The organism is Myxococcus virescens (assembly GCF_900101905.1).
Classification (GTDB): Bacteria; Myxococcota; Myxococcia; order Myxococcales; family Myxococcaceae; genus Myxococcus; species Myxococcus virescens.
Window position 1 is genome coordinate 566,019 of sequence record NZ_FNAJ01000005.1, and the last position, 22,314, is coordinate 588,332.

General features: G+C 68.8%; 21 protein-coding genes and 1 tRNA gene. 13 read left to right on the plus strand and 9 right to left on the minus strand.

Annotation, left to right across the window (positions count from 1 at the left end):
• Positions 1–36: 36 nt before the first annotated feature.
• Positions 37–1,782 carry a fatty acyl-AMP ligase gene (locus BLU09_RS18280; RefSeq protein WP_090490819.1) on the plus strand — a complete coding sequence of 582 codons (1,746 nt, stop codon included), beginning with the start codon at positions 37–39 and terminating at the stop codon, positions 1,780–1,782.
• Between the two features lie 34 nt (positions 1,783–1,816).
• Here BLU09_RS18280 and BLU09_RS18285 read toward each other — a convergent pair whose 3' ends face one another.
• Positions 1,817–2,146: a YnfA family protein gene (locus tag BLU09_RS18285; RefSeq protein WP_090490820.1), complete on the minus strand. Its 330-nt coding sequence runs from the start codon at positions 2,144–2,146 to the stop codon at positions 1,817–1,819.
• Positions 2,147–2,427: 281 nt separating this feature from the next.
• On the opposite strand from BLU09_RS18285, the gene BLU09_RS18290 reads away from it, so the two are divergent.
• The gene (locus BLU09_RS18290; RefSeq protein ID WP_244171823.1) at positions 2,428–4,248 is read left to right on the plus strand and encodes an AsmA family protein; all 1,821 of its coding nucleotides are present in this window, start codon (positions 2,428–2,430) and stop codon (positions 4,246–4,248) included.
• A 497-nt stretch (positions 4,249–4,745) separates the two neighbouring features.
• Positions 4,746–4,819, plus strand: a tRNA-Ile gene (locus BLU09_RS18295).
• 43 nt (positions 4,820–4,862) lie between these two features.
• On the opposite strand, the gene BLU09_RS18300 is transcribed toward BLU09_RS18295, so the two are convergent.
• The 3 genes from BLU09_RS18300 to BLU09_RS18310 all read right to left on the minus strand — a co-directional run bounded on the left by BLU09_RS18300 (position 4,863) and on the right by BLU09_RS18310 (position 6,633).
• Positions 4,863–5,297 (minus strand): VOC family protein, encoded by a 435-nt coding sequence (locus BLU09_RS18300; protein ID WP_244171824.1) that lies wholly within the window; start codon positions 5,295–5,297, stop codon positions 4,863–4,865.
• Between the two features lie 113 nt (positions 5,298–5,410).
• Positions 5,411–5,941: a hypothetical protein gene (locus BLU09_RS18305; RefSeq protein WP_090490823.1), complete on the minus strand. Its 531-nt coding sequence runs from the start codon at positions 5,939–5,941 to the stop codon at positions 5,411–5,413.
• Between the two features lie 119 nt (positions 5,942–6,060).
• On the minus strand, positions 6,061–6,633 hold the full coding sequence (locus BLU09_RS18310) for a TMEM165/GDT1 family protein (RefSeq protein WP_090490824.1): 573 nt from the start codon (positions 6,631–6,633) through the stop codon (positions 6,061–6,063).
• Positions 6,634–7,014: 381 nt separating this feature from the next.
• Between BLU09_RS18310 and BLU09_RS18315 the strand changes: the two genes are divergently transcribed.
• The 3 genes from BLU09_RS18315 to BLU09_RS18320 all read left to right on the plus strand — a co-directional run bounded on the left by BLU09_RS18315 (position 7,015) and on the right by BLU09_RS18320 (position 8,020).
• A complete protein-coding gene (locus BLU09_RS18315; protein WP_090490825.1) occupies positions 7,015–7,272 on the plus strand; it encodes a ribbon-helix-helix domain-containing protein in 258 nt (85 codons plus the stop codon).
• Positions 7,269–7,442: a hypothetical protein gene (locus BLU09_RS38785; RefSeq protein ID WP_167371110.1), complete on the plus strand. Its 174-nt coding sequence runs from the start codon at positions 7,269–7,271 to the stop codon at positions 7,440–7,442. The genes BLU09_RS18315 and BLU09_RS38785 overlap by 4 nt, the downstream gene beginning before the upstream one ends.
• Positions 7,443–7,528: 86 nt before the next feature.
• Complete coding sequence (locus tag BLU09_RS18320; protein WP_090490826.1) at positions 7,529–8,020, plus strand: hypothetical protein; 492 nt, start codon at positions 7,529–7,531, stop codon at positions 8,018–8,020.
• A 46-nt stretch (positions 8,021–8,066) separates the two neighbouring features.
• Here BLU09_RS18320 and BLU09_RS18325 read toward each other — a convergent pair whose 3' ends face one another.
• Genes BLU09_RS18325 through BLU09_RS18335 form a run of 3 tightly spaced genes read right to left on the minus strand, consistent with a single transcriptional unit; the run spans position 8,067 to position 10,089 of the window.
• Complete coding sequence (locus tag BLU09_RS18325) at positions 8,067–9,134, minus strand: lysylphosphatidylglycerol synthase transmembrane domain-containing protein (RefSeq protein ID WP_090490827.1); 1,068 nt, start codon at positions 9,132–9,134, stop codon at positions 8,067–8,069.
• 17 nt (positions 9,135–9,151) lie between these two features.
• Entirely contained in the window at positions 9,152–9,883 is a 732-nt protein-coding gene (locus BLU09_RS18330; RefSeq protein WP_090490828.1) for a tyrosine-protein phosphatase, read from the minus strand.
• Positions 9,880–10,089, minus strand: a complete 210-nt coding sequence (locus BLU09_RS18335; protein WP_020478355.1) for a DNA gyrase inhibitor YacG — start codon at positions 10,087–10,089, stop codon at positions 9,880–9,882. Before BLU09_RS18335 ends, BLU09_RS18330 begins: the two co-directional genes overlap by 4 nt.
• An 82-nt stretch (positions 10,090–10,171) precedes the next feature.
• Between BLU09_RS18335 and BLU09_RS18340 the strand changes: the two genes are divergently transcribed.
• The 4 genes from BLU09_RS18340 to BLU09_RS18355 are packed head-to-tail and all read left to right on the plus strand — an operon-like array spanning position 10,172 to position 14,815.
• Positions 10,172–11,161: an NAD(P)H-quinone oxidoreductase gene (locus tag BLU09_RS18340; RefSeq protein WP_090490829.1), complete on the plus strand. Its 990-nt coding sequence runs from the start codon at positions 10,172–10,174 to the stop codon at positions 11,159–11,161.
• A gap of 30 nt (positions 11,162–11,191) precedes the next feature.
• Positions 11,192–12,295, plus strand: a complete 1,104-nt coding sequence (locus BLU09_RS18345; protein ID WP_090490830.1) for an ankyrin repeat domain-containing protein — start codon at positions 11,192–11,194, stop codon at positions 12,293–12,295.
• 43 nt (positions 12,296–12,338) lie between these two features.
• Entirely contained in the window at positions 12,339–13,376 is a 1,038-nt protein-coding gene (locus BLU09_RS18350) for an agmatinase family protein (protein WP_090490831.1), read from the plus strand.
• 56 nt (positions 13,377–13,432) lie between these two features.
• Entirely contained in the window at positions 13,433–14,815 is a 1,383-nt protein-coding gene (locus BLU09_RS18355; protein ID WP_090490832.1) for a glycosyltransferase, read from the plus strand.
• Here BLU09_RS18355 and BLU09_RS18360 read toward each other — a convergent pair.
• Complete coding sequence (locus BLU09_RS18360) at positions 14,762–15,760, minus strand: ATP-binding response regulator (protein WP_090490833.1); 999 nt, start codon at positions 15,758–15,760, stop codon at positions 14,762–14,764. The genes BLU09_RS18355 and BLU09_RS18360 overlap by 54 nt on opposite strands.
• 243 nt (positions 15,761–16,003) lie before the next feature.
• Between BLU09_RS18360 and BLU09_RS18365 the strand changes: the two genes are divergently transcribed.
• The 3 genes from BLU09_RS18365 (at position 16,004) to BLU09_RS18375 (ending at position 20,967) form a co-directional block, all read left to right on the plus strand.
• Entirely contained in the window at positions 16,004–17,350 is a 1,347-nt protein-coding gene (locus tag BLU09_RS18365) for a trypsin-like peptidase domain-containing protein (protein ID WP_090490834.1), read from the plus strand.
• 68 nt (positions 17,351–17,418) lie between these two features.
• Entirely contained in the window at positions 17,419–19,623 is a 2,205-nt protein-coding gene (locus BLU09_RS18370) for a protein kinase domain-containing protein (RefSeq protein ID WP_090490835.1), read from the plus strand.
• Positions 19,624–19,707: 84 nt separating this feature from the next.
• Positions 19,708–20,967 carry a saccharopine dehydrogenase family protein gene (locus tag BLU09_RS18375; protein ID WP_090490836.1) on the plus strand — a complete coding sequence of 420 codons (1,260 nt, stop codon included), beginning with the start codon at positions 19,708–19,710 and terminating at the stop codon, positions 20,965–20,967.
• A gap of 27 nt (positions 20,968–20,994) precedes the next feature.
• On the opposite strand, the gene BLU09_RS18380 is transcribed toward BLU09_RS18375, so the two are convergent.
• A complete protein-coding gene (locus BLU09_RS18380) occupies positions 20,995–22,290 on the minus strand; it encodes a GspE/PulE/PilB domain-containing protein (RefSeq protein ID WP_090490837.1) in 1,296 nt (431 codons plus the stop codon).
• Positions 22,291–22,314: the final 24 nt, after the last annotated feature.

Consider the following 22,314-nt stretch of genomic DNA (forward strand, 5'->3'; position numbering starts at 1 on the left):
CTCCCCTCTTCCCACGACTTCCCAAGGAGACCCGCCATGCCGAGTCCCAGCCGTTCCGTGCAGACCCTGACCGACCTGCTGCGCTGGCGCGCCTCGAACCAGACCGAGGCCCGCGCATATACGTTCCTCCAGGATGGTGAAGGCCAGGAGACCACCTGGACCTATGGCGAGTTGGATCGCCAGGCCCGCGCCATTGCCGCGGCGCTGCAGGAGCACAAGGGCGCTGGCGAGCGAGCGCTGCTGCTGTATCCACCGGGGCTCGACTACATCGCGGCGTTCTTCGGCAGCCTGTACGCGGGCGTGGCCGCGGTGCCAGCCTATCCTCCCGCGCAGCTCCAGGCCGTCACGCGCATCCTCTCCATCCTCCTGGATGCGAAGCCGCGCTTCGCGCTCACCACGCGCGAAATCCTGGAGAGCGTGAACGCGCTGGCCGAGGCCTACCCCGTGCTGAAGGACATCCGCTGGATTGCCACGGATGCGCTGGAGGAAGGGCTGGAGGATGGCTGGAAGCGCCCCGCCATCACCGGCGACACGCTGGCCTTCCTCCAGTACACGTCAGGCTCCACGTCGACACCCAAGGGCGTGATGGTGCTGCACCGGAACCTGATGTCGAACGAGGAGATGATCCGGCAGGGATTCAGCCACGACGACCCGCCGACGATATGCGGCTGGCTGCCGCTGTACCATGACATGGGGCTCATCGGCGCGGTGCTCCAGCCGATGTACCTGGGCGCGCACTCCATCGTGATGTCCCCGTGGTCCTTCCTGCAGCGCCCCATCCGCTGGCTGAACACCATCACGAAGTACCGTGCGACGACGAGCGGCGGGCCCAACTTCGCCTACGCGCTCTGCACGCGAAAGGTGAAGCCGGAGCAGCTCGCTTCGTTGGACCTGAGTTCGTGGCGCGTCGCCTTCAATGGCGCGGAGCCCGTGCGGGCGGAGACGCTGGCGGAGTTCGCGGACACCTTCGCGCCCACCGGCTTCCGCCGGGAGGCCTTCTATCCCTGCTATGGCCTCGCGGAGGCGACGCTCTTCGTGTCGGGAGGCATCACCTCCGAGCTGCCACGCCACCTCACCGTGGATTCGGCAGCGCTCGAGCAGAACCGCGCCGTGGCTGCACCGCCGGGCCCGTCCGCGCGGACGCTCGTCAGCTCCGGGCGGAGCTGGGGTGACAGCCTCATCCGCATCGTGAATCCGGAGACGCTGGTGGCGTGCGCACCGGGCGAGGTGGGCGAAATCTGGACGGCCGGCCCCCACGTCACTCACGGCTACTGGGGACGCGAGGAGATGAACGCGGAGACCTTCCAGGCGCGCATCCAGGGCAGCGAGGAAGGTCCCTTCCTGCGTACCGGCGATTTGGGCTTCATGATTGACGGCGAGCTGTATGTCACCGGCCGCATCAAGGACCTCATCATCGTCGACGGCCGGAACCACTACCCGCAGGACCTCGAGCTGACGGCCGAGAGCCAGCACCCGGCGCTCCGTCCTGGCTGCTCGGTGGCGTTCTCCGTCGACCATCCCGAGGGCGAGCGGCTGGTGGTGCTAGTGGAGGTCAGCGCCCGCTTCGTGCCCTCTGAACAGGGTGATGGCGCCCAGGCCCTGAACGGGAGCGCGCTCCAGAAGACCATCCGGCAGGCCGTGGCCGCAGCACACTCCGTGGACGTCCATGAGGTCGTCCTGCTCCAACAGGGCGAGGTCCTCAAGACGTCCAGCGGCAAGGTCCAGCGGCGCGCCTGCCGAACGAAGTACGTGGAGGGCAGCCTCCAGCGCTGGGCCGCGTAGTCTGTCCTGTGCGGATTGATGAAGCAGTCCCTCGCTACCTGCGAGGGCCGAGCACGATGATGGCCATTCCCAGGATGGCGACGAGCGCGCCCACGAGGTCCCACGTCGTGGGCCGCTCCCCTTCCACGAGCCACAGCCAGACGAGCGCCACGGCGATGTACACCCCGCCGTAAGCCGCATAGGTGCGGGCCGCGCCTGTCGGGTGCAGCGTCAAAAGCCACGCGAAGGCCGCGAGGCTCCCCGCCGCGGGCACGAGGAGCAGGGGCGACTTCCCCTGACGGAGCCAGAGGTAGGGCAGATAGCAGCCCACCACCTCGGCCACCGCGGTGAGAACGAAGAGCCCGAAGGCGTACAGCAGATGCACGGCGAGGAACCTTTCGTGAAGCGCGGTCGAGGTGCTGCCGCGGCGCCAAGCCCATGCTTCGAGCCTTCCATCAATCCCCCGTACTTCCCAGTCCCGAACCTGGACCTCTGGTATCGGCTCACCCGCGGACACTCCAGCAGCGAATCGGACTCGCGGGCCTGCTCGCACCTTGTATGCGCGCGGCGGCTGAGGCATCCGGAGGGAGGCGGGAAACAGCACCCGCGCCTTCCGGGAACGGCCCGCGCCGCTCCCCCCTGGACATCCCACCGGGTACCCGCGACATGACGCTCATCCCGCCGCCAGCGGTCCAGGACACAGCCCCTCGCAAGAAACGGTGGCCGCGCGCCGTCGCGTGGACCCTGGGCGCACTCGTGGTGCTGGAAGTCTCCATCAACGTGGCGCTCAACGTAGGCGCCGTTCAAGCCATCATGCGCCAGTCCACCAGCCGGACTGAGCTCGCATGGAAGCGCGCGTGGTGGCTCTGGCCTTTCGGACAGCTCCACCTCCGCGACTTCACGCTGACCCAGCAGAATCAAAACCAGTGGTGGCAGGTGAACATGGACGCGTTGGAGGCCAACGTGTCGCTGACCGCCCTGCTGCGCAAACGCGTGGACGTGCAGCGCATCGACGGGCATGGCGCGCGGTTCCGGATTGAACCTTCATTCGGCATCGAGAAGGAACCGCCACCGGGCCCGGACTACCGCCCGTGGGTCATCCAACTGGCCGACGTAACGGTCCACGAGGTTCGCGAGTTGGACTTCGGCCGGGTCCGCTTCGTGGGGAACCTGGACGTGCAAGGCTCGCTGGACATCAAGGGCCGGGAGCGCATCCACGTCGAGACGCCTTCGATTCGCGTGGTCTCCGGTGCCATGGAGTTCGACCGGAAACCTGTCACCCGGCTGGAGCGCCTGGAGGCCAAGGCACAGCTCGAGGTCCCCTTCACGGAAGACCAGGGCTGGGACCTCTCACGGGCGCTCAGCGCACAGGTGACGAGCCAGATGGAGCTGCTCCCACTGGACTGGCTGAACGAGCACCTGGGGTCGAACAACGCCGTCTCCGTGAAAGGGGGCGAAGGCAAGGTGGACCTGGACCTCCACCTCAAGGACGGCGGGCTGGCCGATGACAGCCGCATTGACGTCCAGGGCCAGGAGTTGAACGTGCGGGCCGGTCCCATCCGAGCGCGTGCGCCCTGGGCCCTCAAGGCCTCGCTGACGTCGGAGAGCCCGGACACGCGGAAAGGGACCGCAACGCTCACCTTTGCGCCCGTGCGAGTGTCCGGTCCCGAGGGCACGGGTGCAGAGGTCCCTGAAATCACCATCACCGTCCTCGCGCGTCGCAGCGCGGAGCAGTCGGACTGGGAGCTGGAGCCGGACCTCCGCGTGGCCAGGAGCCGGCCGCTGGACTTGAGGATGCTCAATCCCTGGCTGGCGCGGACGATGGAAATCGACTCCGGGTTCATGACGGTGCAGAGCCGGGAGCGGTCGAAGTCCGCGAAGGCTCAGGACTCGCTGCGGCTGAGCGTGGACTCCGACCTCGTCTCCGGACGCATGGGAAGCGTCAAGGTTCTGTTGCGTGCCGAGGCGGACGTGGACGCCCGGAACATGTCGTGGGACACGAAGTCCCTGACACTGACGGGGACGACGCTCCGGCTGACGAACGTGTCCACGAATGGCCCCGTGCCCATTCGCGCTTGGAGCGGCGTCTTCACCCTGCCCCAGGCCCGACTGTCCCTGTCGCCGACAGTGCTGTCGGCGCGCTTCGCCAGCAAGCTCACGGACACACAGCCTGTCGCCGCGCTGCTCACGTCCGCGAAGAATCTGCCGCGCTTCCTGACGTCCCTGCTCAACATCCGGGACGTCACGGTGACGGGCCGGGTGCAGATTGACGAGGGAGGGCTCCAACTGCGCGAACTGCAGGCAGAAGGAGAGGGCTTCTCCCTGCGAGGACACCTGGACCTCGCAGGCGGAGAGCTACAAGGCGCGCTCCTGGCGACCCTGGGCGCCCTCACCGGCGGAATCGAATTCAAACCCGGCCGACAGGACCTGCACCTGCTGAACGCGAAGCAGTGGTTCGCGAAACAGCCCGAACCTCCGTTCCGGTAGGCGGGGAGATGCGCAGCTCGCCTGCGGAGGTATTCCTCGCAAGCGAGAGTGGCTCACGGGCTCGCTCCGCCACCTCCGCCATTTCGAGACAGCGTCACGCATCTCGAACTTCTCCTCCAGGCTGCTGGGGCTGGCGGCCGTCCGCCGGAACACACGCCTGAGTCCGGGGCGAAACGGAACCCTGGCATTCCAAGGTGACTGTTGGACCGCGGGCGACGCGGGTGCACCGCGAGCTGACGCCTATCCAGGGAGCGCCCTCCAGGCACGGGGATGGGAGGCGAACACCCGGGGCCGTGGCAAGGCATGGGGTGCCCAGGTGATGGCCCCGCCTCCTCTCTGTATCGTCCCCATTGCCCGCCACGAGCCATGTGGTATAGAGCCGCCCCGAAGCGCGAAGTACCCGCCCCGTTACCAAAGCTGTTGCACGGACACCGGGCGAGCAGGTAGGAAGGCAGTAGAAGTTCCGCAGTAAAAGCCGTAGGTTGCATCCCACTTACGGCCAGGTAGCTCACCTGGTTAGAGCGGCGGTCTCATAATCCGCAGGTAGTCAGTTCAAGTCTGACCCTGGCCACTACCCCGGCGTCACCTTCACGGTGACACCGGGGTTTTTCTTTTCAGGGCCCCTTCTCCAGCATCCACACGTGGCCGTCCGGGTCCTTGAACGTCGCGGAGTAGCCCCAGGGCTTCTGGCTCGGCTCGGCGGCGACTTCGGCGCCAGCCTCCCGCGCCTTGGCGATGAGCGCCTCGATCTGCGCCTCCGTCTCCAGGGACAGGCTCAGGATGCACTCCGAAACGCCCTGCTCCGCGACCTTGTTGCCCCCCGCCACCCAGCCGAAGCCTCCGGTGGGGATGAGCATCAGGCTGACGCCCGCGTTGAGCGTGAAGTGGACGGGCTCGGGCATCGTGCCGTCCGCCGTCTCGACGACGAGGCGGAAGTCGAGTCCCTCTCGGTAGAAACGAAAGGCCCGCTTCAGGTCCCGCGTCGGCAGACTCACGACGACATGGGGACCGCGCGGTGCCGGATCCTTCGGAGAAGCTTGCGATGCCACGATGACCTCCAGGGATGGGTTCCTGCGAGTGAGACGCCCCACCGCCCCCGGAATCATCGCCTCCCCCCACGAAAAAAGGCCGGGGCTCGACGGCTCCCCGGCCCTGGAACAACTTACTGGCAGTCGCTCAGCGGGAAGACGTAGTCACGGCGCGGCGTCTGGCCGGGGTCCTGGTTGATGGCCGCGACGCTCAGCTCGCTGTAGTTCACCGTCGTGCTGCTGCCGATGACCATCTGCGTCTTCTGCACGCGCGTGGTGGACAGCACCACCTTGCCAATGGTGCCGCTCGGCTCGATGCGGTAGCAGTTCATGATGCGCGGGTCCACCGTCGACCGGCGGCACTGGTTGTACTGCCCCAGAATCTCGCGCTTCGTGTACGTGCAGCGACAATCCCAGGGGTCGTACTCCTCGGAGACGTACGCGGCCTCGAAGCCGGTCGCCGTCTGGACGACCTCCAGGTGCGTGCCGCCCTGGAACTCGTCACAGCGCAGCACCACGTCGCCCACGGCGCCCTGCTTCACTTCCGCCGTCTCGGCAACCACCTCGGCCTCGGGCGGCGGGTCCTGCGGCTGGGCACCGTTGCAACCCGCGCCCATGAGGGCGCTCATCAAAATCATCGCGGAGAAACGAATGGGGGAACGCATTCCAGCTCCTGAAGAAAGGTCCGGGTCATCCCAGACCTCTCACATGGGAGCTTTTCCCGTGATGAAGCGCAATACACTTCTCCGTCACATCGCCCCATTCGCACTGCGCGTCCCAGCCGTCAGGACATCCGGAGCGCCGTCCACAGCGACAGGGCGCCGAAGATGAAGAAGAGGCTGGCGGCGGCCCACCGCACCCAGCTCATCTGCACCCGCCCGGCGAGCCGGTCCCCCAGGAACACAGCCAGGCCGTCCGACAGCATCATCCCGGCCGTGGTGCCCAGCGTCACCGTGATGGGCGCCTGATAACGCGCGGCCACGGCCATGGTGGCCAGCTGCGTCTTGTCCCCCATCTCCGCGAGGAAGAAGAGCACCACCGTGGTGAGGAACGCGCCGAAGCGCGGCGGCTTGCCGCCATCTTCATCCAGCGTGTCCGGCTTGAGCGTCCACAAACCGAAGCCGATGAAGAGCACCGCCAGGAGCAGCGCCATCCACTTCGCCGGCACGTGTGTGGACACCCAGCTGCCCACGCTGGACGCCAGCGCGTGATTGGCGACGGTGGCGACGAAGATGCCCGCCAGCACATGCCACGGCTTGCGAAACCGCGTGGCCAGGGAGAACGCGAGCAACTGCGTCTTGTCCCCCATCTCACTGGCGGCCACCAACACGAACGAACCCACGAGCGCTTCCAACATGACGACTCCCTCGCAACCACAGGGCCGGGGTTCAGGTTCGTGGGAGACGCCAGGGCAGCACGCGCGCACGACGGACCTCGGCCAGGAAGAAACGACAATCCCTGTCCGAAGGTCTCGTTCGTCTCGCGAACATCACGAGGTGGGGGCCCGGGCCGTTTCCAGCCAGTGTGTCGAGCTTCCCGCCGCCAGCGCCGCTGGCGTGAACTACTCCCCTAAGGCAAGCGGCGAAGTAGCAGCGCGATACGGCCCTGTCAACGCGGGCTGCGGCACGGCTCGATCCCCTGGCCCCCGGCGCATTTTTTGACGGCGTGCCCGTCCGCCCGCCTAATGCCGCGGACAGGCAGGTAGCGGCCTGTAGCAGCCACGCCCGGAGGAAGTCCGATGCAGGATGGAAGCGCCAGTCCCCTGAGCCCCGAGGCTCCGTCATCCCCGGCGGCCTCGGAAGTGTCTGTCGACGTCCGAGGCCCGGATGCCGACATCGTCTCCACCCACGTCCTGGTCCCCGAGGAGCAGGTCCAGAAGCTGCGCGAGCTGGCGCGGCGGACCCGCATCCACCAGAGCGAGTACCTGCGCGAGGCCGTGGAAGACCTGCTCGGCAAGTACGGCCGCGGCGCGCCCAAGGAGGAAGGCCAGTCATGAGGTCTGCCGCCGTCGCGCCCCGCGCATCCCTTCCTCGCACGCGTGAGCTGATGCCCGCTTCAATGCTGCGCGACGCCGACGCGGCCCGACTGCTTCGCACCCGACTGGACTCCGAGCGGCCGGCCTCGATTCGCGAGGCCATCGTCCGCTGGTTGGATCAGGAACTCTGACACGATGCGTCCGGCCCCCACCTGGAGGCCGGACGTGACGCCGGGGTAGGCTCCGCAATTCCTTTTCGGAAGGAGCCCCACACCCCATGCGTCTCCCGATTGTCAGCGCCGCACTCGCGCTCGCCGCCGCCGGCTGTGCCACCTCCGGCTTCGACAAGCTCTACCCAGGCATGTCGTCCCATCAGGTCGTCGACGCCATGGGCTCAGGGCCCACGCGCGCGCAGGAGTTCCCGGACAGCTCCACCGCCTGGTACTACGGCGAGGACCGCTGCGTGCTGATGCGCGACGACAAGCTCGTCGCCAAGGCCACGACCGAGGACTCCACCACCATCAACACCCCGGTCGTCTCCGTGCGCGACAGCGCGAAGGCCCTGTGCGCGCCAGAGGGCTACGCCTCCTCGGAGAAGCGGGAGCAGGTCATCGACACGCCGTTCGGCACCCTCAAGGGCAACATCGACCCGAAGGCCGCCATGGAGAAGGTGAAGGGCGTGGTGACGGGCAAGAGCGGTGACACCACCCCCGCGAAGACGGAAGCCGCTCCCGCGGAGACGGGGCAGGCGTCGTCGCCCACCCCGTAGGAAGCCGCATCGACACGGCACCCGGGGCCGGGATGCGGCCCCGGCGTCAGGCGGAAGGTGCCGCCGCCTCGCCGTCCTTGTCGTCCAGCTTGCCGGCGATGTCCTTGAACGACAGGTGCCCCATGGACAGCAGGATGAGGCCCAGGCCCACCTGCTGCACCGTCTGGCTCAGCCACATGACGTTGGCGTAGGCCAGCCCACTGGCATTCACCGCGGCGGCCGGAAGGAAGAGGCTCAGGCCCACCTTCGTGGCCGCCTGGAAGGTGCCCATCATCCCCGGCGCCGCCGGAATCATCAGCCCCACCACCAGCACGCCCAGCACGACGTAGGCCTGGAACAGCGTCAGGTCCATGGGCTCGCAGACGGTGCCGGGCGCCGCGCCCGAGCAGTCGAAGGCGTTGGCCAGCATGGACATCCCCGCGCCATTCACGCCCCAGTACAGCGCCGTGTAGAGGAAGAAGAGCGCGACCTGCCGCCCCTTCGGCAGCTGCCGCATGGCACCCACGAAGGTGTCGACGATGTCCGCCACCTTGTCCGCCACCTGCGGCGCCAGCCGGCCCACCGTGGCGCGCACCAGATTCACCGTGCGCTGCTGCTGCCAGAGGCCGAAGAGGAGGAACGCCAGACCGCCGCCGAACACCGCGAACATCAGCCACGAGCCCAGCTTGACGTAGCGAATCTCCGGCGTCTCCGTGGGCACGAAGAAGAGCAGCGCTCGCAGCATCGCCGCCACGAAGAGGCCGTCCACGATGCGCTCCAGCACCACGGACGTCATGGCCGCGCTGCGGCGGATGCCACTGCGCTGCGCGATGAGGAAGGGGCGCGCGAACTCGCCCAGGCGGAAGGGGAGCACCAGCAGCATCATGAAGCCGATGCCGGACGCCTCATTCAGCTTTCGGAACGGGACGTGCTCCAGTCCCGACAGAAGGCAGCCCCAGCGCAGGGTGCGGAAGACGTGGATGGCCAACAGGCAGCCGAAGTACGGCACCAGCCACGCGTAGTTGGCCGACTTCAGGCTGGCCAGTTGCGTCGCCCAGTCCGTGTCCCGGAAGGCCCACCACATGAAGAGGAAGGTGACCAGGAGGCTGGCCAGGAGTTTGACGGCACGTTTCACAGCGGCCGGGTATACCGTCAGTCCGGGTCGGACTCCAGTGACTCCCCGGCCAACAAAATCGCGGGATTGTCCTTCATGAGGCGGGCGAAGCTCGCCTCCCCTGCCCTGCTCCGCAGCTCCGCCAGCGAGCGGCCCACCCAGTCCCGGGCCCCCACGGGCCCATGCAGGTCCGTGGCGCCCACCGCATAGAGCCCGTCGTCCAGGAAGGCGCGCGACAGCTTCTTCGCCGTGCCGCCATAGCGGCCGATGAGCGCACCGATGTCCAGTTGCAACAATGCCCCAGCTCGCACGGCCTCCGCGGCGCGGCCCTTCCGCTCGAACTCCAAGCAGCGCTCGGGATGCGCCAGCAGCGGCACCACGCCCTTGGTGCGGATGCGGAAGAGGATGTCCGGCAGCGCGGGGACAGGCGCGGTGTAGGGCAGCTCCACGAGCACATAGCGGCCCGGGCCCAACTTTCGGGCCTGGGGCGTGCTGAGGCCTCGCAGGAAGGCATCGTCGAGCACGTTCTCGGCGTTGCGCCCCAACGCCAGCGGGATGCGCTCGCGCTCCAGGGCCTCCGCCAGCTCCGCACGACGCACGTCCACCACCTCCACGGGGGCGTATTCGGGGCGCGCGTGTGGACTGGGGGCGACGGTGGAGAAGCCAAGGTCGACCAGCGCGCGCGCCATCTCCAGCGCGTCGTCCAGCGTGCGTGCCCCGTCATCCACGCCGGGCAGCAAATGGCAGTGCAGGTCGACGAAGCCGCTCATGCGTCGCCGTGCTGGCGTGCCGGGTGGCTGTCGGCGGGCAGCTCGTCCTCCTGCTCATCCGCCTGCCGGTCGGGGACGCGGTACTCCTCGCCGAGCCACCGGCCGAGGTCCACGGCGCGACAGCGCTTGGAACAGAAGGGAAAGGCAGCGTTCTCCCCGCGCGGGGGAACGGGCTTCTGGCAGATGGGACACGTCAGGGTGCTCATGATGGACGGTGTTCTAGATAAGCGTTGACGCTCTCGCGAGCCAGGATGTTTCGTGCCCGCCATTCCATGGGAGGCGCCTGCCATGAAGGTTCTTCGCATCACCCGTCCTGGAGGCCCCGAGGTCCTCGCCGAGGAAGAACGTCCCGAGCCCGTCCCAGGCCCAGGGGAGATTCTGATCCGGGTGCGGGCGTCCGCGCTCAACCGGGCGGACCTTCTGCAGCTTCGTGGTCACTACCCCGCCCCGCCGGACGTGGCACCGGACATTCCAGGCCTGGAGTACGCGGGCGAGGTGGTGGCCGTGGGCCCGCGCGCACGGCGCTTCCAGCCCGGCGACCGCGTCATGGGACTGGTGGGCGGAGGCGCGTGGTCGGAGCTGCTCGTCACCCATGAGCGAGAGGCGATGCCCATCCCCGATGGGATGGACTTCGCCGACGCGGCGGCCATTCCGGAGGCGTACCTGACCGCGTTCGACGCGCTGGTGCTCCAGGGCGAGCTCAAGCCCGGCGAGACGGTGCTCGTCCACGCGGTGGCCAGTGGCGTGGGCTCGGCGGCGGCGCTCATCTGCCAGGCCATGGGCGCGCGCGTGGTGGGCACCGGCCGCAACGCGGCGAAGCTGGCCCGCGCGGCCGACTGGGGTGTGGCTCGCACGGTGCTGTGTGACGCCAGGCCGCCGCGCTTCGCGGACGCGGTGCGCGAGGAGACAGGCGGCCGGGGCGCGGACCTGTGCCTGGACCTGGTGGGCGGTAGCTACGTGCCGGAGACGCTGAACGCCCTGGCGCCCCGGGGGCGGCTGATGCTGGTGGGGCTGGTGGCGGGCGCGGCCACCGAGGTGAACCTGGGCACGGTGCTGACGAAGCGGCTGCGTGTCACCGGCACCGTGCTGCGCAGCCGTCCGCTGGAAGAGAAGATCGCGCTGGCGCAGAGCGCGGAGCGGCATCTGCTGCCGCTGTTCCGCACAGGGGCGCTGCGGCCCGTGATAGACGCGGTGGTGCCGCGCGCGGACATCCGACAGGCGCTGGAACGCATGGCCGGCAATGACTCGGTGGGCAAGCTGGTGGTGCGGTGGGCGTGAGCCGCATCGCGCACTGAAGGAACGGATTCGATGACGGAGCAGCAGTTGGAGCTCGAAAAGCTCATCCGGCAGATTGACGACCTCCACTACATCCAGACCTATCACCGGGTCGAAATGCCGGAGGCCGAGTACCGGCAGAGCCTGGCCAAGGCGGAGCGCAAGAACGCCGAGGTGGTGACTCAAATCCGCGCACGGCTCGCCAGCGGCGTCAGCCTGGACTTCGAGACCATCAACGGGCACTCGCCGATGATGATCGCCGTCCCCCAGAACAACGTCGAAGTCATCCAGTTGCTCATGGAGTACGGCGCCGACATCCGAGCGGGTTCGAACTACGAGTTCCCGATTCACCGGGCCGCGGAGTTCGGCGCTGACCGCGTCGTGCGGTTCTTCATCGAGCAGGGCATCGACCCTCGGCTGAAGACGGAGGGGGGCAGGTCGGTGCTCTCCGTCGCCCGCGCCTCGCGGCACAGCAAGAACGTGGGCCCCCTGCTCGTGGAACTCCTGAAGAAGACCAAGGACCAGCGAGGCCCTCCGCCCAAGAAAGCGAAGGAGCTCTCCGAGGAGCGCGTCACCCAATACCTGACAGGGGACGCTCCCACGGGGGTCAACCCCACGACGTGGGAGCAGCTCCGCGCGTTCATGGAGAGCGTCTTCGTCGAGGAGTACTCGGTCACCATCGACCAGCTCTACGCGGGCATCGCGGAGCACGGCAACACGAACGCCCCGCTCGTCTTCGCCACCATCGACCTCATCCGGCAGGTCTCCACGCGGGCCCCCGCGAGCAAGACGCTCAAGAAGGTGTCCAAGAACCCCTTCGTCCACCACGGCGACCTGGTGGTGGAAGGCCCCCTGAAGGTGCTGTCGCTCCTGGTGACGGGGAACCTGACGGTGAAGGGCAAGGCCTCCAACTTCGAAGGGTGCCAGCTCTTCGTAGGCGGTGACTTCGAATGCGACAGCTTCCAGACCGAGGGCCCCGTCATCATTGGAGGGAACCTCAAGGCCTCGACCGTAGACGCCTTCTACAACGACTACAGCCTGGACGTCCGGGGCGTGCTGACGGCGGACCGGCTGGTGATTGAGAAACATCAGGTGCTGGCCGGACGTTTCGACGTCAAGGAACGCATCGAGAAGTAACAGACCATTGCGCCCCGACACCGGGCCTTTATCCTGCGCCGCCATGGCTACCCACTTCGACCCCAGCGCCGCCGCCCAGCCGGACTCCGGCGTGTTCGGCCTCCCCCACTCCCCGGAAGAGGCGCACGTCGTCCTCATCCCCGTTCCCTTCGAGGCCACCACCAGTTACGGCGGTGGCACGTCCGAGGGGCCGACCGCCGTCCTGGAAGCCAGCCGGCAGGTCGACCTCTTCGACGTGGAGACGGGTCGTCCCTACGAGCGTGGCATCGCCATGCTCCCCGAGCCCCAGGAACTGCGCGACTGGAACACCCGCGCCAAGGAGCGCGCCCAGGTCGTCATCGAGGCCGGTGGCATCCACTCCGGCGAGGCCGCACTGATTCAGGCCGCGCAGGACGTGAATGTCCTCTGCGACCAGATGAACGAGCACGTCTACCGCACCACCAAGCACTGGTTGGACCAGGGCAAGCGCGTGGCCGCGGTGGGCGGTGACCACTCCATCTCCTACGGCATCATCCGCGCGCACGCGGAGAAGTACCCCGGCATGGGCGTGCTGCACCTGGACGCGCACGCCGACCTGCGCGTGGCCTACGAGGGCTTCACCTGGTCCCACGCGTCCATCATGTACAACGTCGCGGAGCGCATCCCCGGCGTGAAGACGCTGGTCCAGGTGGGCCTGCGCGACATGAGCGCGGAGGAGTACCAGTACATCGCGGACTCCAACGGCCGCGTGCACGGCTTCTTCGACGCCACCCTCCAGAACAAGCGCTTCGACGGCGTGCCCTGGAACCGGCAGGTGGATGAGATGGTCGCCCTGCTCCCGAAGCAGGTCTACCTGTCCTTCGACATCGACGGGCTGGACCCCGTGCTCTGCCCCCACACGGGCACCCCGGTGCCCGGCGGACTGTCCTTCGCCGAGGCCGTGGCCCTCATCGCCGGCGTGGTCCGCTCCGGGCGCACCATCGTGGGCTTCGACCTCACCGAGGTGGCCCCCGACCCCGATGGCGGCGAGTGGGACGGCAACGTCGGCGCCCGGCTTCTGTACAAAATGATTGGCTGGATGCTGAAGTCGCAGCAGGCCTGACGCCTCGTCACGCGAAGCGCCCCTGGAGGCTTCGGGCCACACCGCCAGGAGCCTCCATGTCGACCCTCCTCGTTTGCCCCCTGCCCGAGCGTGGGCACATCAATCCCTCGCTCAAGCTCGCCCGGGCCCTCCAGAAGCGGGGGCACCGGATTGTCTTCTGCGGCATCCGGGACACCGAGGCGCTCATCCGCGCGGAGGGGTTCGACTTCGAGTGCCTCTTCGAACACCTGTTCCCCCTGGGCTTCCAGGATGAGGTCAAGGAGCGGGTGAGCCAGTGGAAGGGCCTGAAGCGCGTGCGCTACCTGCTGCAGGTGCTGCGCAAGCAGAACCAGATGTATGAGTCGATGCTCCAGGGGGAGCTCGACGCCATCATCACCCGGACGCGGCCGGACCTGGGTCTCACGGATGTCCTCCTCCCAGAGTCGTTCCTCGTCCTCCGCGGCCACCAGGTTCCCACCCTGGTGTTGAACACGAGCATCCCCATGCGGTGGGAGCTCATGACGCCGCCGCCGACCTCCGACGTCATCCCGGATGGCCAGCTCTCCGGCGTCATCCGAGGCGCGCTCGACTGGGGCCGCATCCTGTTCGCATCGAAGATGGAGGATTGGCGCAGCTGGGTCGGACTGGAGCCGGCGGACCTCCGGTACCGGCACGCGTTGGCGCGCAAGTACGGCTATCCGCCCGAGCATCTGGACTTCGCGGGGCGCCTCAGCGGCGAGCACGACCCCATGCTCGTCCTCTGCCCCCGAGAGTTCGTGGAGTTCAGTGGCGCACGGCTCTCCATCGACGTCCACTACACGGGGCCCTGCATCGACCTGGAGCGCAAGGAGCCCGACTTCCCGTGGGAGCGGCTGAGCCCGGAGCGCCCCCTGGTCCTGTGCTCGCTGGGCACCATGGCCATGCCCCCCGAGCAGGCCCGGCGTTTCCACGACGCCGTCACCGAGGCCGCCCGGCGGCGGCCCGCGTGGCAGTTCGTGGTGGCCACCAATGCGTGGCGGGAGACGCGCCCAGGCCCCGTCCCGAACAATCTCGTGTCCGTGACGCGCGTCCCTCAACTCCAGATGCTGCGCCGCGCGTCCGCCATGGTGACCCACGGCGGCTTCAACAGCGTCAAGGAGTGCATCTACTTCGGCGTGCCCATGGTCGTCCTGCCCGTCCAATACGACCAGCCCGGCGTCGCGGCTCGCGTCGTCCACCACGGGCTGGGGCAGCGCGCGGACCTTCGCTCGCTGACGCCCGACACCCTGGTTCCGCTGCTCGACGCGGTCGTCGAACAACCGTCGTACCGGCGCGAGCTGGAGCGCATGAAGGCGCGCTTCCAGGCGGCGGAGGATGAACAGGCCCTGGTGGACGCCATCGAACGGCACCTGCCCGGGACGAGCGCGTCAGGTGCGCCTGGGCAGCATCAGGCTGAACGTGGAGCCCTCGCCGGGTCGTGACTGGACGGACAGCGCGCCCCCTTGCAGGCGCACCAGCTCCGAGGCCACGTACAGCTCCGGTCCGCAGACGCCCTTCGCATCCATCCGGAAGGGCGTGAAGAGGTGGGCCAGCGCCTCCGCGGCCAACCCCGGCCCCGCGTCCTTCACGCGCACCGTGAGCTGCGTCTGGGAGACTTCGAGCGCCACCTCCGCGTCCCCCTGCCGGACCGCGTTCGCCAGCAGCACGTCGAAGACCTGCCGGATGCGCGGTGGGTCCACCTGCGCGTGGACTGGCGCCTCGGGTGCATCCAGCGTGACGTGCGCGCCATGTGCCGCCACCGCGTCGCGCAGGTGCTGGCCCACGTCCGTGTCGATTCGCTTCAGCGTCGCCTCGCCCGAGGACAGCCACGCCAGCTCGCGCAGGTGACGGCCCACGGCTTCCATGGACTGGAGCTGCGCCGCCAGCGTGTCCAGCGCCGCGCGGTCCACGGAGGGCGTGCATTCCAGCCGGCGAAGCTGCTCGCGGGCCGTTTCGAGCGGGCCCTGGAGCGTCTGCGCCACCCACTGCCCCAGCGCGCCCAATGGGGACGCCGCGTGCGCCTCCATCCGGGGCTCCGGCGAGGCGGCCAGCGATTTGTGGATGACCGATTCGAAGTCGGTGATTTCAAAGGGCTTGTGGAGGAAGGCGAACGCCTCCGGCGCGCCCTGGGGCAGCACCGCGCTGAGGAGGATGACGGGCACGTCCTTGAGCTGTGCCTCCTGCTTCATCCGGCGGCAGAGCTCCACGCCGCTCAGCCGCGGCATCATGTGGTCCGTCACCACCAGTTGAGGATGCCGAGCACGCGCCAGGCCGAGCGCCTCCTCGCCATCCCGCGCTCTCAAGACGTCGTGGCCCAGGTCCTCCACGACTTGACTGAGAACCTCCAACACCGCTGGCTCATCGTCCGCGACCAGGACGAGACTCATGCTTCCACTCCCTCGCCTCGGCACGCCGCGACTGCTTGCGCGCCGCCAGGATAACAATCCACTCCCACGGTGTACCGACACCCCGAGAGGACGTGCATCCCAGAGATGCATTCGTTCATGGATGACCGGAGTGGTTTATGAAGAGCGAGACACCGCATCCAGGGAGCCCGGGGAGGCTGCGGCCTTCCCAACAGTCAGAATGTCCTTCGCTCGACAATCCCTGGCGGTGCACGGAGGGTTGGAATGAAGCACGCAGTCATGAGGTGGAGCCTGCTGGTGGTGGCCCTGCTGACCTCGGGCACGGCGAACGCGGACATCGCGCGGCGGCGTGACGCCATCGTCGAGGTCGTGCAAAAGGTCTCCCCCGCCGTCGTCTACATCGGCACCGAGCAGGAGGTGGAGTCGCGCTTCCGGGGTCGCCGTTCTCCCCTGGAGGAGTTCTTCGGTGGCATGGGCGCGGAGCCGGAGCGTCAGAGAATCTCCGGTCTGGGCAGCGGCGCCATCATCGACCCCAGCGGCATCATCGTCACCAATGACCACGTCATCCGGGGCGCGTCCGCCATCCACGTCATCCTGGCGGATGGCCGCTCGTACGAAGCGGAGGTCATCGGCAGCGACGCGGCGAACGACCTGGCGGTGCTCAAGGTCAACGCCAAGGAGCCCCTGCCCATCGCCAAGCTGGGCACCAGCTCCGACCTGATGATTGGCGAGACGGTGGTCGCCATCGGCAGCCCGTTCGGCCTGAGCAAGACGGTGACGGCGGGCGTCGTCTCCGCGGTGGGCCGCACCTTCCGCGCCGACAACCGCGTCTACAACGACTTCGTGCAGACGGACGCCGCCATCAACCCGGGCAACTCGGGCGGCCCGCTGCTCAACGTGGATGGGGAAATCATCGGAATCAACACCGCCATCTTCGGCGGCGGCGCGCAGGGCATCGGCTTCGCGATTCCGGCCGACAAGGTGCGCCGCATCGTCGACGAGCTGACCCGCTTCGGGAAGGTGCGCCCGGCGTGGGTGGGCATCGATACGGCGGACCTGCCGGTCCGCGTCGCCCGGCAGCTCGGGTGGGACCGGGCCTATGGCGCGCTGGTGACGGCGGTGGAGGCAGGGAGTCCAGCCGCGGAGGCTGGCGTGAAGCGCGGGGACGTGGTGGCGGAGCTGGGTGGCTCGCGCATCCAGGACGCCGAGGACTTCGACACCCGCGTTCGCGGCTACCCCGCCCGCTCCGCCTTCCCGGTGGTGCTCTTCCGCGACGGCGGCCTGCGCACCGTCCAGGTGACGCCCGTGGAGTTCCCCGCTCGCATGGTCGAGGGGCTGGCGTGGGAGCGGCTGGGACTCCGCGTGAAGGAGATTCGCGGCGGCCTGGCCGTGTCCGGCGTGCGCCAGGGCTCGGCGGCGGCGGACATCGGGCTGGAGCCCGGAGACATCATCCTCCGTGTGAACAACCAGCCCGTGACGACGAACGACGCCTTCCGGGAGGCCCTGCTCACCGCGCGACGGGGACGTAGCGTGCTGTTGCTCGTGCGGCGGGGGCGCTACGGCTACCACGTGACGCTGCCCTTCGAGCGGGAAGCAGGCTACCGGCTGTAGCTGTCGGGAAAGGGCAACGGGCTCCCCGTATTTCAGGACCCGCGTGACTCGCACTAACATGCGGTGTCATGAGTTCCGTCCGTTACCAATCCCTTGGTCCCCTGCTGGCCGGGGAAGGCTCACGTGCCTTCCTCGGACTCGCCCTGGAGGACGGCGCGTCTCCCCGTCCCGTGGTGCTCATCTGGGCACCGCAAGATGTCGTGCAGAACCCCGAGCTGAAGGCGACCCTGCGTCGCGAGACAGCTCGCGCGCTCGTCTTCGAGCATCCGCACATCCTCCGTGTCCACGCCCTGGCCGAGCAAGATGGCGGACTGGCCCGTGTCACCGAGTTCGCCGACGGCGAGCCCCTGCGTCGCCTGCTGGAGGCCCACCCCCGCCTGCCGCCGCACTTCGCGGCGCTCGTCGTGGCGGATGCCGCCGTGGGTCTGCACTACGCGCACGTCGCGGGCAATGACGACGGCACGCCCTTCGTGCACGGTGACGTCCGGCCCGAGACGCTGATGATCTCCTTCGGCGGTCTGACGAAGGTGACGGGCTATGGCGCGCTCGGCGTGGCTCCGCGTGAGCGCGGTGGCAAGCGCGTGAAGAACCGGCGTTTGTACAGCGCGCCCGAGCAGCTCCTCGGTGGACGCGAGGCGGTCAACGTCCAGTCGGACGTGTTCCTCCTGGGACTCGTGCTGCACGAGTGCCTCTCCGGGAAGATTCCCTTCAAGGATGCGGCGGACCCGGACAAGGCCGTGCTCACGCGCTCGCTGCCGCCCATGGCGCAGGACGTGCCGCTGAAGTTGGACGCGGTGCTGCGCCGGGCAACGGCGAAGCGGGCCAAGGAGCGGTATCCGACGGCGCTCGCGTTCCGCGAGGCCGTGGTGGAGGCCGTCGGCTCGCTGCCCACGCATGCGGAGTTCTCGGAGTTCCTGTCGAAGTACTTCCCGCCCGAGAGCGAGGCTCGCGCGACGCGGCGGCGGGTGATTGAAACGGGCATCGCCGAGGTGATGCAGAAGGCTGGCATCTCTCCGCCCGCCGTGGCTGAGTTCCTCGCGCGCGGCGCCCTGCCCCCGGGCTTGATGCCCGCGAAGTGGCCGGAGTTGCCGGGACAGTTGCATGCCTCGGGCTCGGCCGATGGTTCGGGTGCGCAGGCTGGGAGTGGCTCGGCGGCCAGTGGCAACGCGCAGGCGGCATCGGCTGCGGGCAGCGCTGGGCAGTCCGGCGCTGGTTCGGCGGGGGCCCAGACGCAGTCCGGTGCGGGTGGTCAGGCGCAGGCCGGTGCACAGGCTCAGTCCGGCGCGGGCGCACAGACTCAATCCAGTGCAGGTGGCCAGTCACAAGCGGGCGCAAGCGCGCAGGCTCACTCCGGCGCGGGAGCACAGCATCCGTCCGGCGCAAGCGCACAGGCTCACTCCGGCGCGGGCGTACAGCATCCGTCCGGCGCAAGCACTCAGGCCCATTCAGGCGCAAGCGCACAAGCGCAGTCTGGTGCAGGCGCACAGGCGCAGTCTGGTGCAGGCGCACAGGCGCAGTCCGGCGCGGGCGCACAGCATCAGCCGGGCGCAGGCACTCAGGCGCATCCCGGCGCCACGGGGACGGGGGCATCAGCAGGAACCGCTGTGTCCACCGGCCCGACGGGCACGGGCGCACACGCGGCCCCCACGGCGCCTCCCGCCGCGCAGAAACCGTCGCGCAGCTGGATGGCCTTCGTGGGCGTCGGTCTGGCGCTCACGGTGGGCGCGGGAGCCGTCGTGCTCAGCCGGCTGCCCTCCAACATCGAGTCCGAGATCGAGGACGCGGGCGTCACCGACGCCCTGCCCGTCGACGCCGGCGTGACGCAGGATGCGGGCCCCGTGGACGCCGGCATTCCCATGGGCACGCTGGACGTCACCGTGGACCCGCGCGTGGAGGTCTCGATTCCTGGCCAGTACCTGGGCCGCACGCCGGTCTCCGCGGCCGTGCCCGCGGGCCGTCACGTGCTGACGCTCAGCAACCCGGTGCTCGGCATCCAGACGACGCGGGTCATCACCGTGCCGGCGGGTGGCCGTTCGTCGCAGCAGATCTTCCTCAACAAGGGATTCGCGAACGTACGCGCCCCGGAGGGCGCCATCGTCACGGTGGATGGCCGGCTCGTCGGTGCCGCGCCCATCGAGGAACTGGACCTGTACGAAGGCACGCACCAGCTCCTGGTCATCGTGAACAACTCCCGGTGGCAGAAGACGTTCAAGGTGGAGCCGGGCCAGCGCGTCACCTTCGACGTCAACTTCGAGAAGCCCGAAGAGGAGTAACCGGGGTAGCAATCTCAGCGGCGTGAACACTCGTTTCACGCCGCGGTTGCGGTGCCTTCAGGGCGCGACCAGACTCCCGCGCCCATGAACACCTCCGCCACGGAGTTCGACATCATCGCCTGGGGCGCCACTGGCTTCACCGGGCGACTGGTCGCCGAATACCTCGCCAGGACCCAGGACAGCCACCGCGCACGGTGGGCCCTGGCGGGACGCGACCTCGGCAAGCTGGAGAAGGTCCGGCAGGGGCTGGCGGCGATTGCGCCCTCCTTCGCGAAGCTACCGCTGCTCGTCGCGGATGCACGCGACGCCGCGTCGCTGGATGCCCTGGTCCCTCGCACCCGCGTGGTCTGCACCACGGTGGGCCCCTACGCACGTTACGGAAGCGAGCTCGTCGCGGCCTGTGTTCGGGCCGGCGTCAGCTACTGCGACCTGACGGGTGAAGTGCAGTGGATGCGGCGGATGATTGACGCCCACCACGAGCAGGCGCGGCAGAGCGGCGCACGCATCGTCCACACCTGTGGCTTCGACTCGATTCCGTCGGACCTGGGCGTGTTGATGATGCAGGAGCACATGCGGGAGCGCCACGGCGGCCACCTGGACGCCGTCCGCCTCTACATGGGCCCCATGCGCGGAGGCGCCAGCGGTGGCACGGCCGCGAGCATGGTGCAGGCGATGGAGGAAGCATCAACGGACCGCTCGGTTCGGAAGCTCATGGCCCACCCGCATGCGCTGGACCCCACCCCAGGCCGCTGGCGGCCCGAATCCAAGGACGAGTTGGGCGTCCACTACAGCCAGGAGCTGGGCCAGTGGACCGGCCCGTTCTTCATGGCGGCCGTGAACACGCGCGTCGTCCGGCGCAGCAACGCGCTGCTCGGTCACCCGTGGGGAGAGAACTTCCGGTACGCGGAGGTCGCCAGCTACGGCGCCGGACCCAAGGGCCTGCTGCGCGCCACGGGCGTCACCGCGGGCCTGGGAGGCGTCGTCGCCGCGATGCAGGTGAAGCCCCTGCGCACGCTGCTGGAGAAGAAGGTCCTGCCCGCGCCGGGTGAAGGCCCGTCTCCGGAGGCCCGGGAGAAGGGCTTCTTCGTCGCGCAACTTCGCGGCGAAGGCACCTCCCCCCGCACGGGCACACAGGTGCGGCTGAAGGGCAAGGTGGCGGCGCAGGGAGACCCGGGCTACGCGGCCACGTCGCGGATGCTCGCCGAGTCCGCGCTGTGCCTCGCCTTCGACGACAATCCGACCACGGGCGGCGTGCTCACGCCGGCCTCCGCCATGGGCATGCGACTGGTGGAGCGGCTGCGCCGCGCGGGCATGACGTTCCAGGTGGAGGAGCTGTCCACCTGAGCCATTCCGCCGCGAGCGCGCGACGTCCTACGCGCTCTTGCGGCGCCGCATCATCGCCTCGTACGAGCGGCCCACGCTCTGCGAGAGGATGAGCAGCTCGCCTACGTCGGGCGGAGTGAGCTCGTCCGGGCCGTTGTCCACGTAGAGCAGGTGCACGACCTTGCCGCGCACCAGCAGCGGGAGGATGACGGCCGTCTTCGGGAACCCGTCCCCCAGCAGCTTGTAGAACACGCCCATGGCCGCATCACGGCGGACGGGCCCGATATAGTGCGAGCGCGTGTCCCGCACGAGCCGGAAGGTGCTCTGCTCCCGCAGCGGCACGCCGATGCGGCGCACCACCGCGTCGCGAACCCCCACCCCCATGCCGTGCCAGCCCGTCACGAGGCTGCCCTGCACCGACAGCAGCAGGTTGCGCTTCCACTTGCCCAGCGCGAAGCGCAGCACCGTGCGCGCCACGTCCTCGCGGTCCGAGCTGCGCGCCAGCTCCGCCTGCGCTTCCGCGAAGGTCAGCGGCGTCGGCGGCGGCTCCGGTGCGCGCGGCACCTGCACAGGCGGTGGCGTACCGCCCAGCGCGGGCGTCGGGGGTGGCACGGGCGGCTGAACCCTCTGCGGTGGGACGACGATGGCCTGAGGAGGAGGCGGCGGCGCCACGGGCACCTGCGGCCGAACAGTGGCGAGCGGAGGCTCGGGCGCGGCCTCCAGCACCTCCACGCCGGTGATGATCTCCTCCTCGCCCATGTCCCCGTCGTAGTCGGCGCCACCGCGCAGGGCGGAGGCGTAGACGGACTGGAACTCCTCCTCGCTCATCAAATCTGGCGGCGTCTCCGCGGCCTTGGCCAGCTCGGCCTGCGAGCCCGCCGAGGGACGCGGCCGCACCGCGTTCATGTCGATGGCGCGCAGCGGCCGGAACGCCTTGCAGTAACGGCGCAGCAGTTGGTTCATCCGGAACTCGGGGATGACCACTGGCACCACGCGCTTGCCCGTCTTGAAGGCAATCGCGTCCAGCGTCGCGAAGTCGTGCGGGTTCACGACGGCGATGCTCAGCCGCGTCGCGTCCACCCGCATGGGCAGGTACTCCTTGTCGTCCGCATGGTTCGAGGAGACCAGCTCCATCGCCTTGGGGTCCGGGACCATCTCCCCGGACGCGAACGCGCTGTTGTGGACCTTGCCCAGCGACTTCGCCAGGTCCACCTCCGACAGCAGGCCCAACTCCACCAAGTTCGTTCCCAGCCGCCCGCCATGCACCACCTGGGCCTCGAGCGCTTCTTCGAGTCCCTCGGCGGTGACGAGACCATCCTTCAGGAGCTGCTCACCCAGGCGCATGGGGCCGCTTGTAGCCGCGCCCCG

Excerpts from the sequence above, each read along its gene's own strand:
- BLU09_RS18280 (WP_090490819.1), top strand. The coding sequence starts at position 37 with ATGCCGAGTCCCAGCCGTTCCGTGCAGACCCTGACCGACCTGCTGCGC.
- BLU09_RS18315 (WP_090490825.1), top strand. The coding sequence starts at position 7,015 with ATGCAGGATGGAAGCGCCAGTCCCCTGAGCCCCGAGGCTCCGTCATCC.
- BLU09_RS18365 (WP_090490834.1), top strand. The coding sequence starts at position 16,004 with ATGAAGCACGCAGTCATGAGGTGGAGCCTGCTGGTGGTGGCCCTGCTG.
- BLU09_RS18305 (WP_090490823.1), bottom strand. The coding sequence starts at position 5,941 with ATGCGTTCCCCCATTCGTTTCTCCGCGATGATTTTGATGAGCGCCCTC.
- BLU09_RS18345 (WP_090490830.1), top strand. The coding sequence starts at position 11,192 with ATGACGGAGCAGCAGTTGGAGCTCGAAAAGCTCATCCGGCAGATTGAC.
- BLU09_RS18335 (WP_020478355.1), bottom strand. The coding sequence starts at position 10,089 with ATGAGCACCCTGACGTGTCCCATCTGCCAGAAGCCCGTTCCCCCGCGC.
- BLU09_RS18320 (WP_090490826.1), top strand. The coding sequence starts at position 7,529 with ATGCGTCTCCCGATTGTCAGCGCCGCACTCGCGCTCGCCGCCGCCGGC.
- BLU09_RS18330 (WP_090490828.1), bottom strand. The coding sequence starts at position 9,883 with ATGAGCGGCTTCGTCGACCTGCACTGCCATTTGCTGCCCGGCGTGGAT.
- BLU09_RS18290 (WP_244171823.1), top strand. The coding sequence starts at position 2,428 with ATGACGCTCATCCCGCCGCCAGCGGTCCAGGACACAGCCCCTCGCAAG.
- BLU09_RS38785 (WP_167371110.1), top strand. The coding sequence starts at position 7,269 with ATGAGGTCTGCCGCCGTCGCGCCCCGCGCATCCCTTCCTCGCACGCGT.
- BLU09_RS18370 (WP_090490835.1), top strand. The coding sequence starts at position 17,419 with ATGAGTTCCGTCCGTTACCAATCCCTTGGTCCCCTGCTGGCCGGGGAA.
- BLU09_RS18340 (WP_090490829.1), top strand. The coding sequence starts at position 10,172 with ATGAAGGTTCTTCGCATCACCCGTCCTGGAGGCCCCGAGGTCCTCGCC.
- BLU09_RS18350 (WP_090490831.1), top strand. The coding sequence starts at position 12,339 with ATGGCTACCCACTTCGACCCCAGCGCCGCCGCCCAGCCGGACTCCGGC.
- BLU09_RS18355 (WP_090490832.1), top strand. The coding sequence starts at position 13,433 with ATGTCGACCCTCCTCGTTTGCCCCCTGCCCGAGCGTGGGCACATCAAT.
- BLU09_RS18310 (WP_090490824.1), bottom strand. The coding sequence starts at position 6,633 with ATGTTGGAAGCGCTCGTGGGTTCGTTCGTGTTGGTGGCCGCCAGTGAG.
- BLU09_RS18360 (WP_090490833.1), bottom strand. The coding sequence starts at position 15,760 with ATGAGTCTCGTCCTGGTCGCGGACGATGAGCCAGCGGTGTTGGAGGTT.
- BLU09_RS18380 (WP_090490837.1), bottom strand. The coding sequence starts at position 22,290 with ATGCGCCTGGGTGAGCAGCTCCTGAAGGATGGTCTCGTCACCGCCGAG.
- BLU09_RS18375 (WP_090490836.1), top strand. The coding sequence starts at position 19,708 with ATGAACACCTCCGCCACGGAGTTCGACATCATCGCCTGGGGCGCCACT.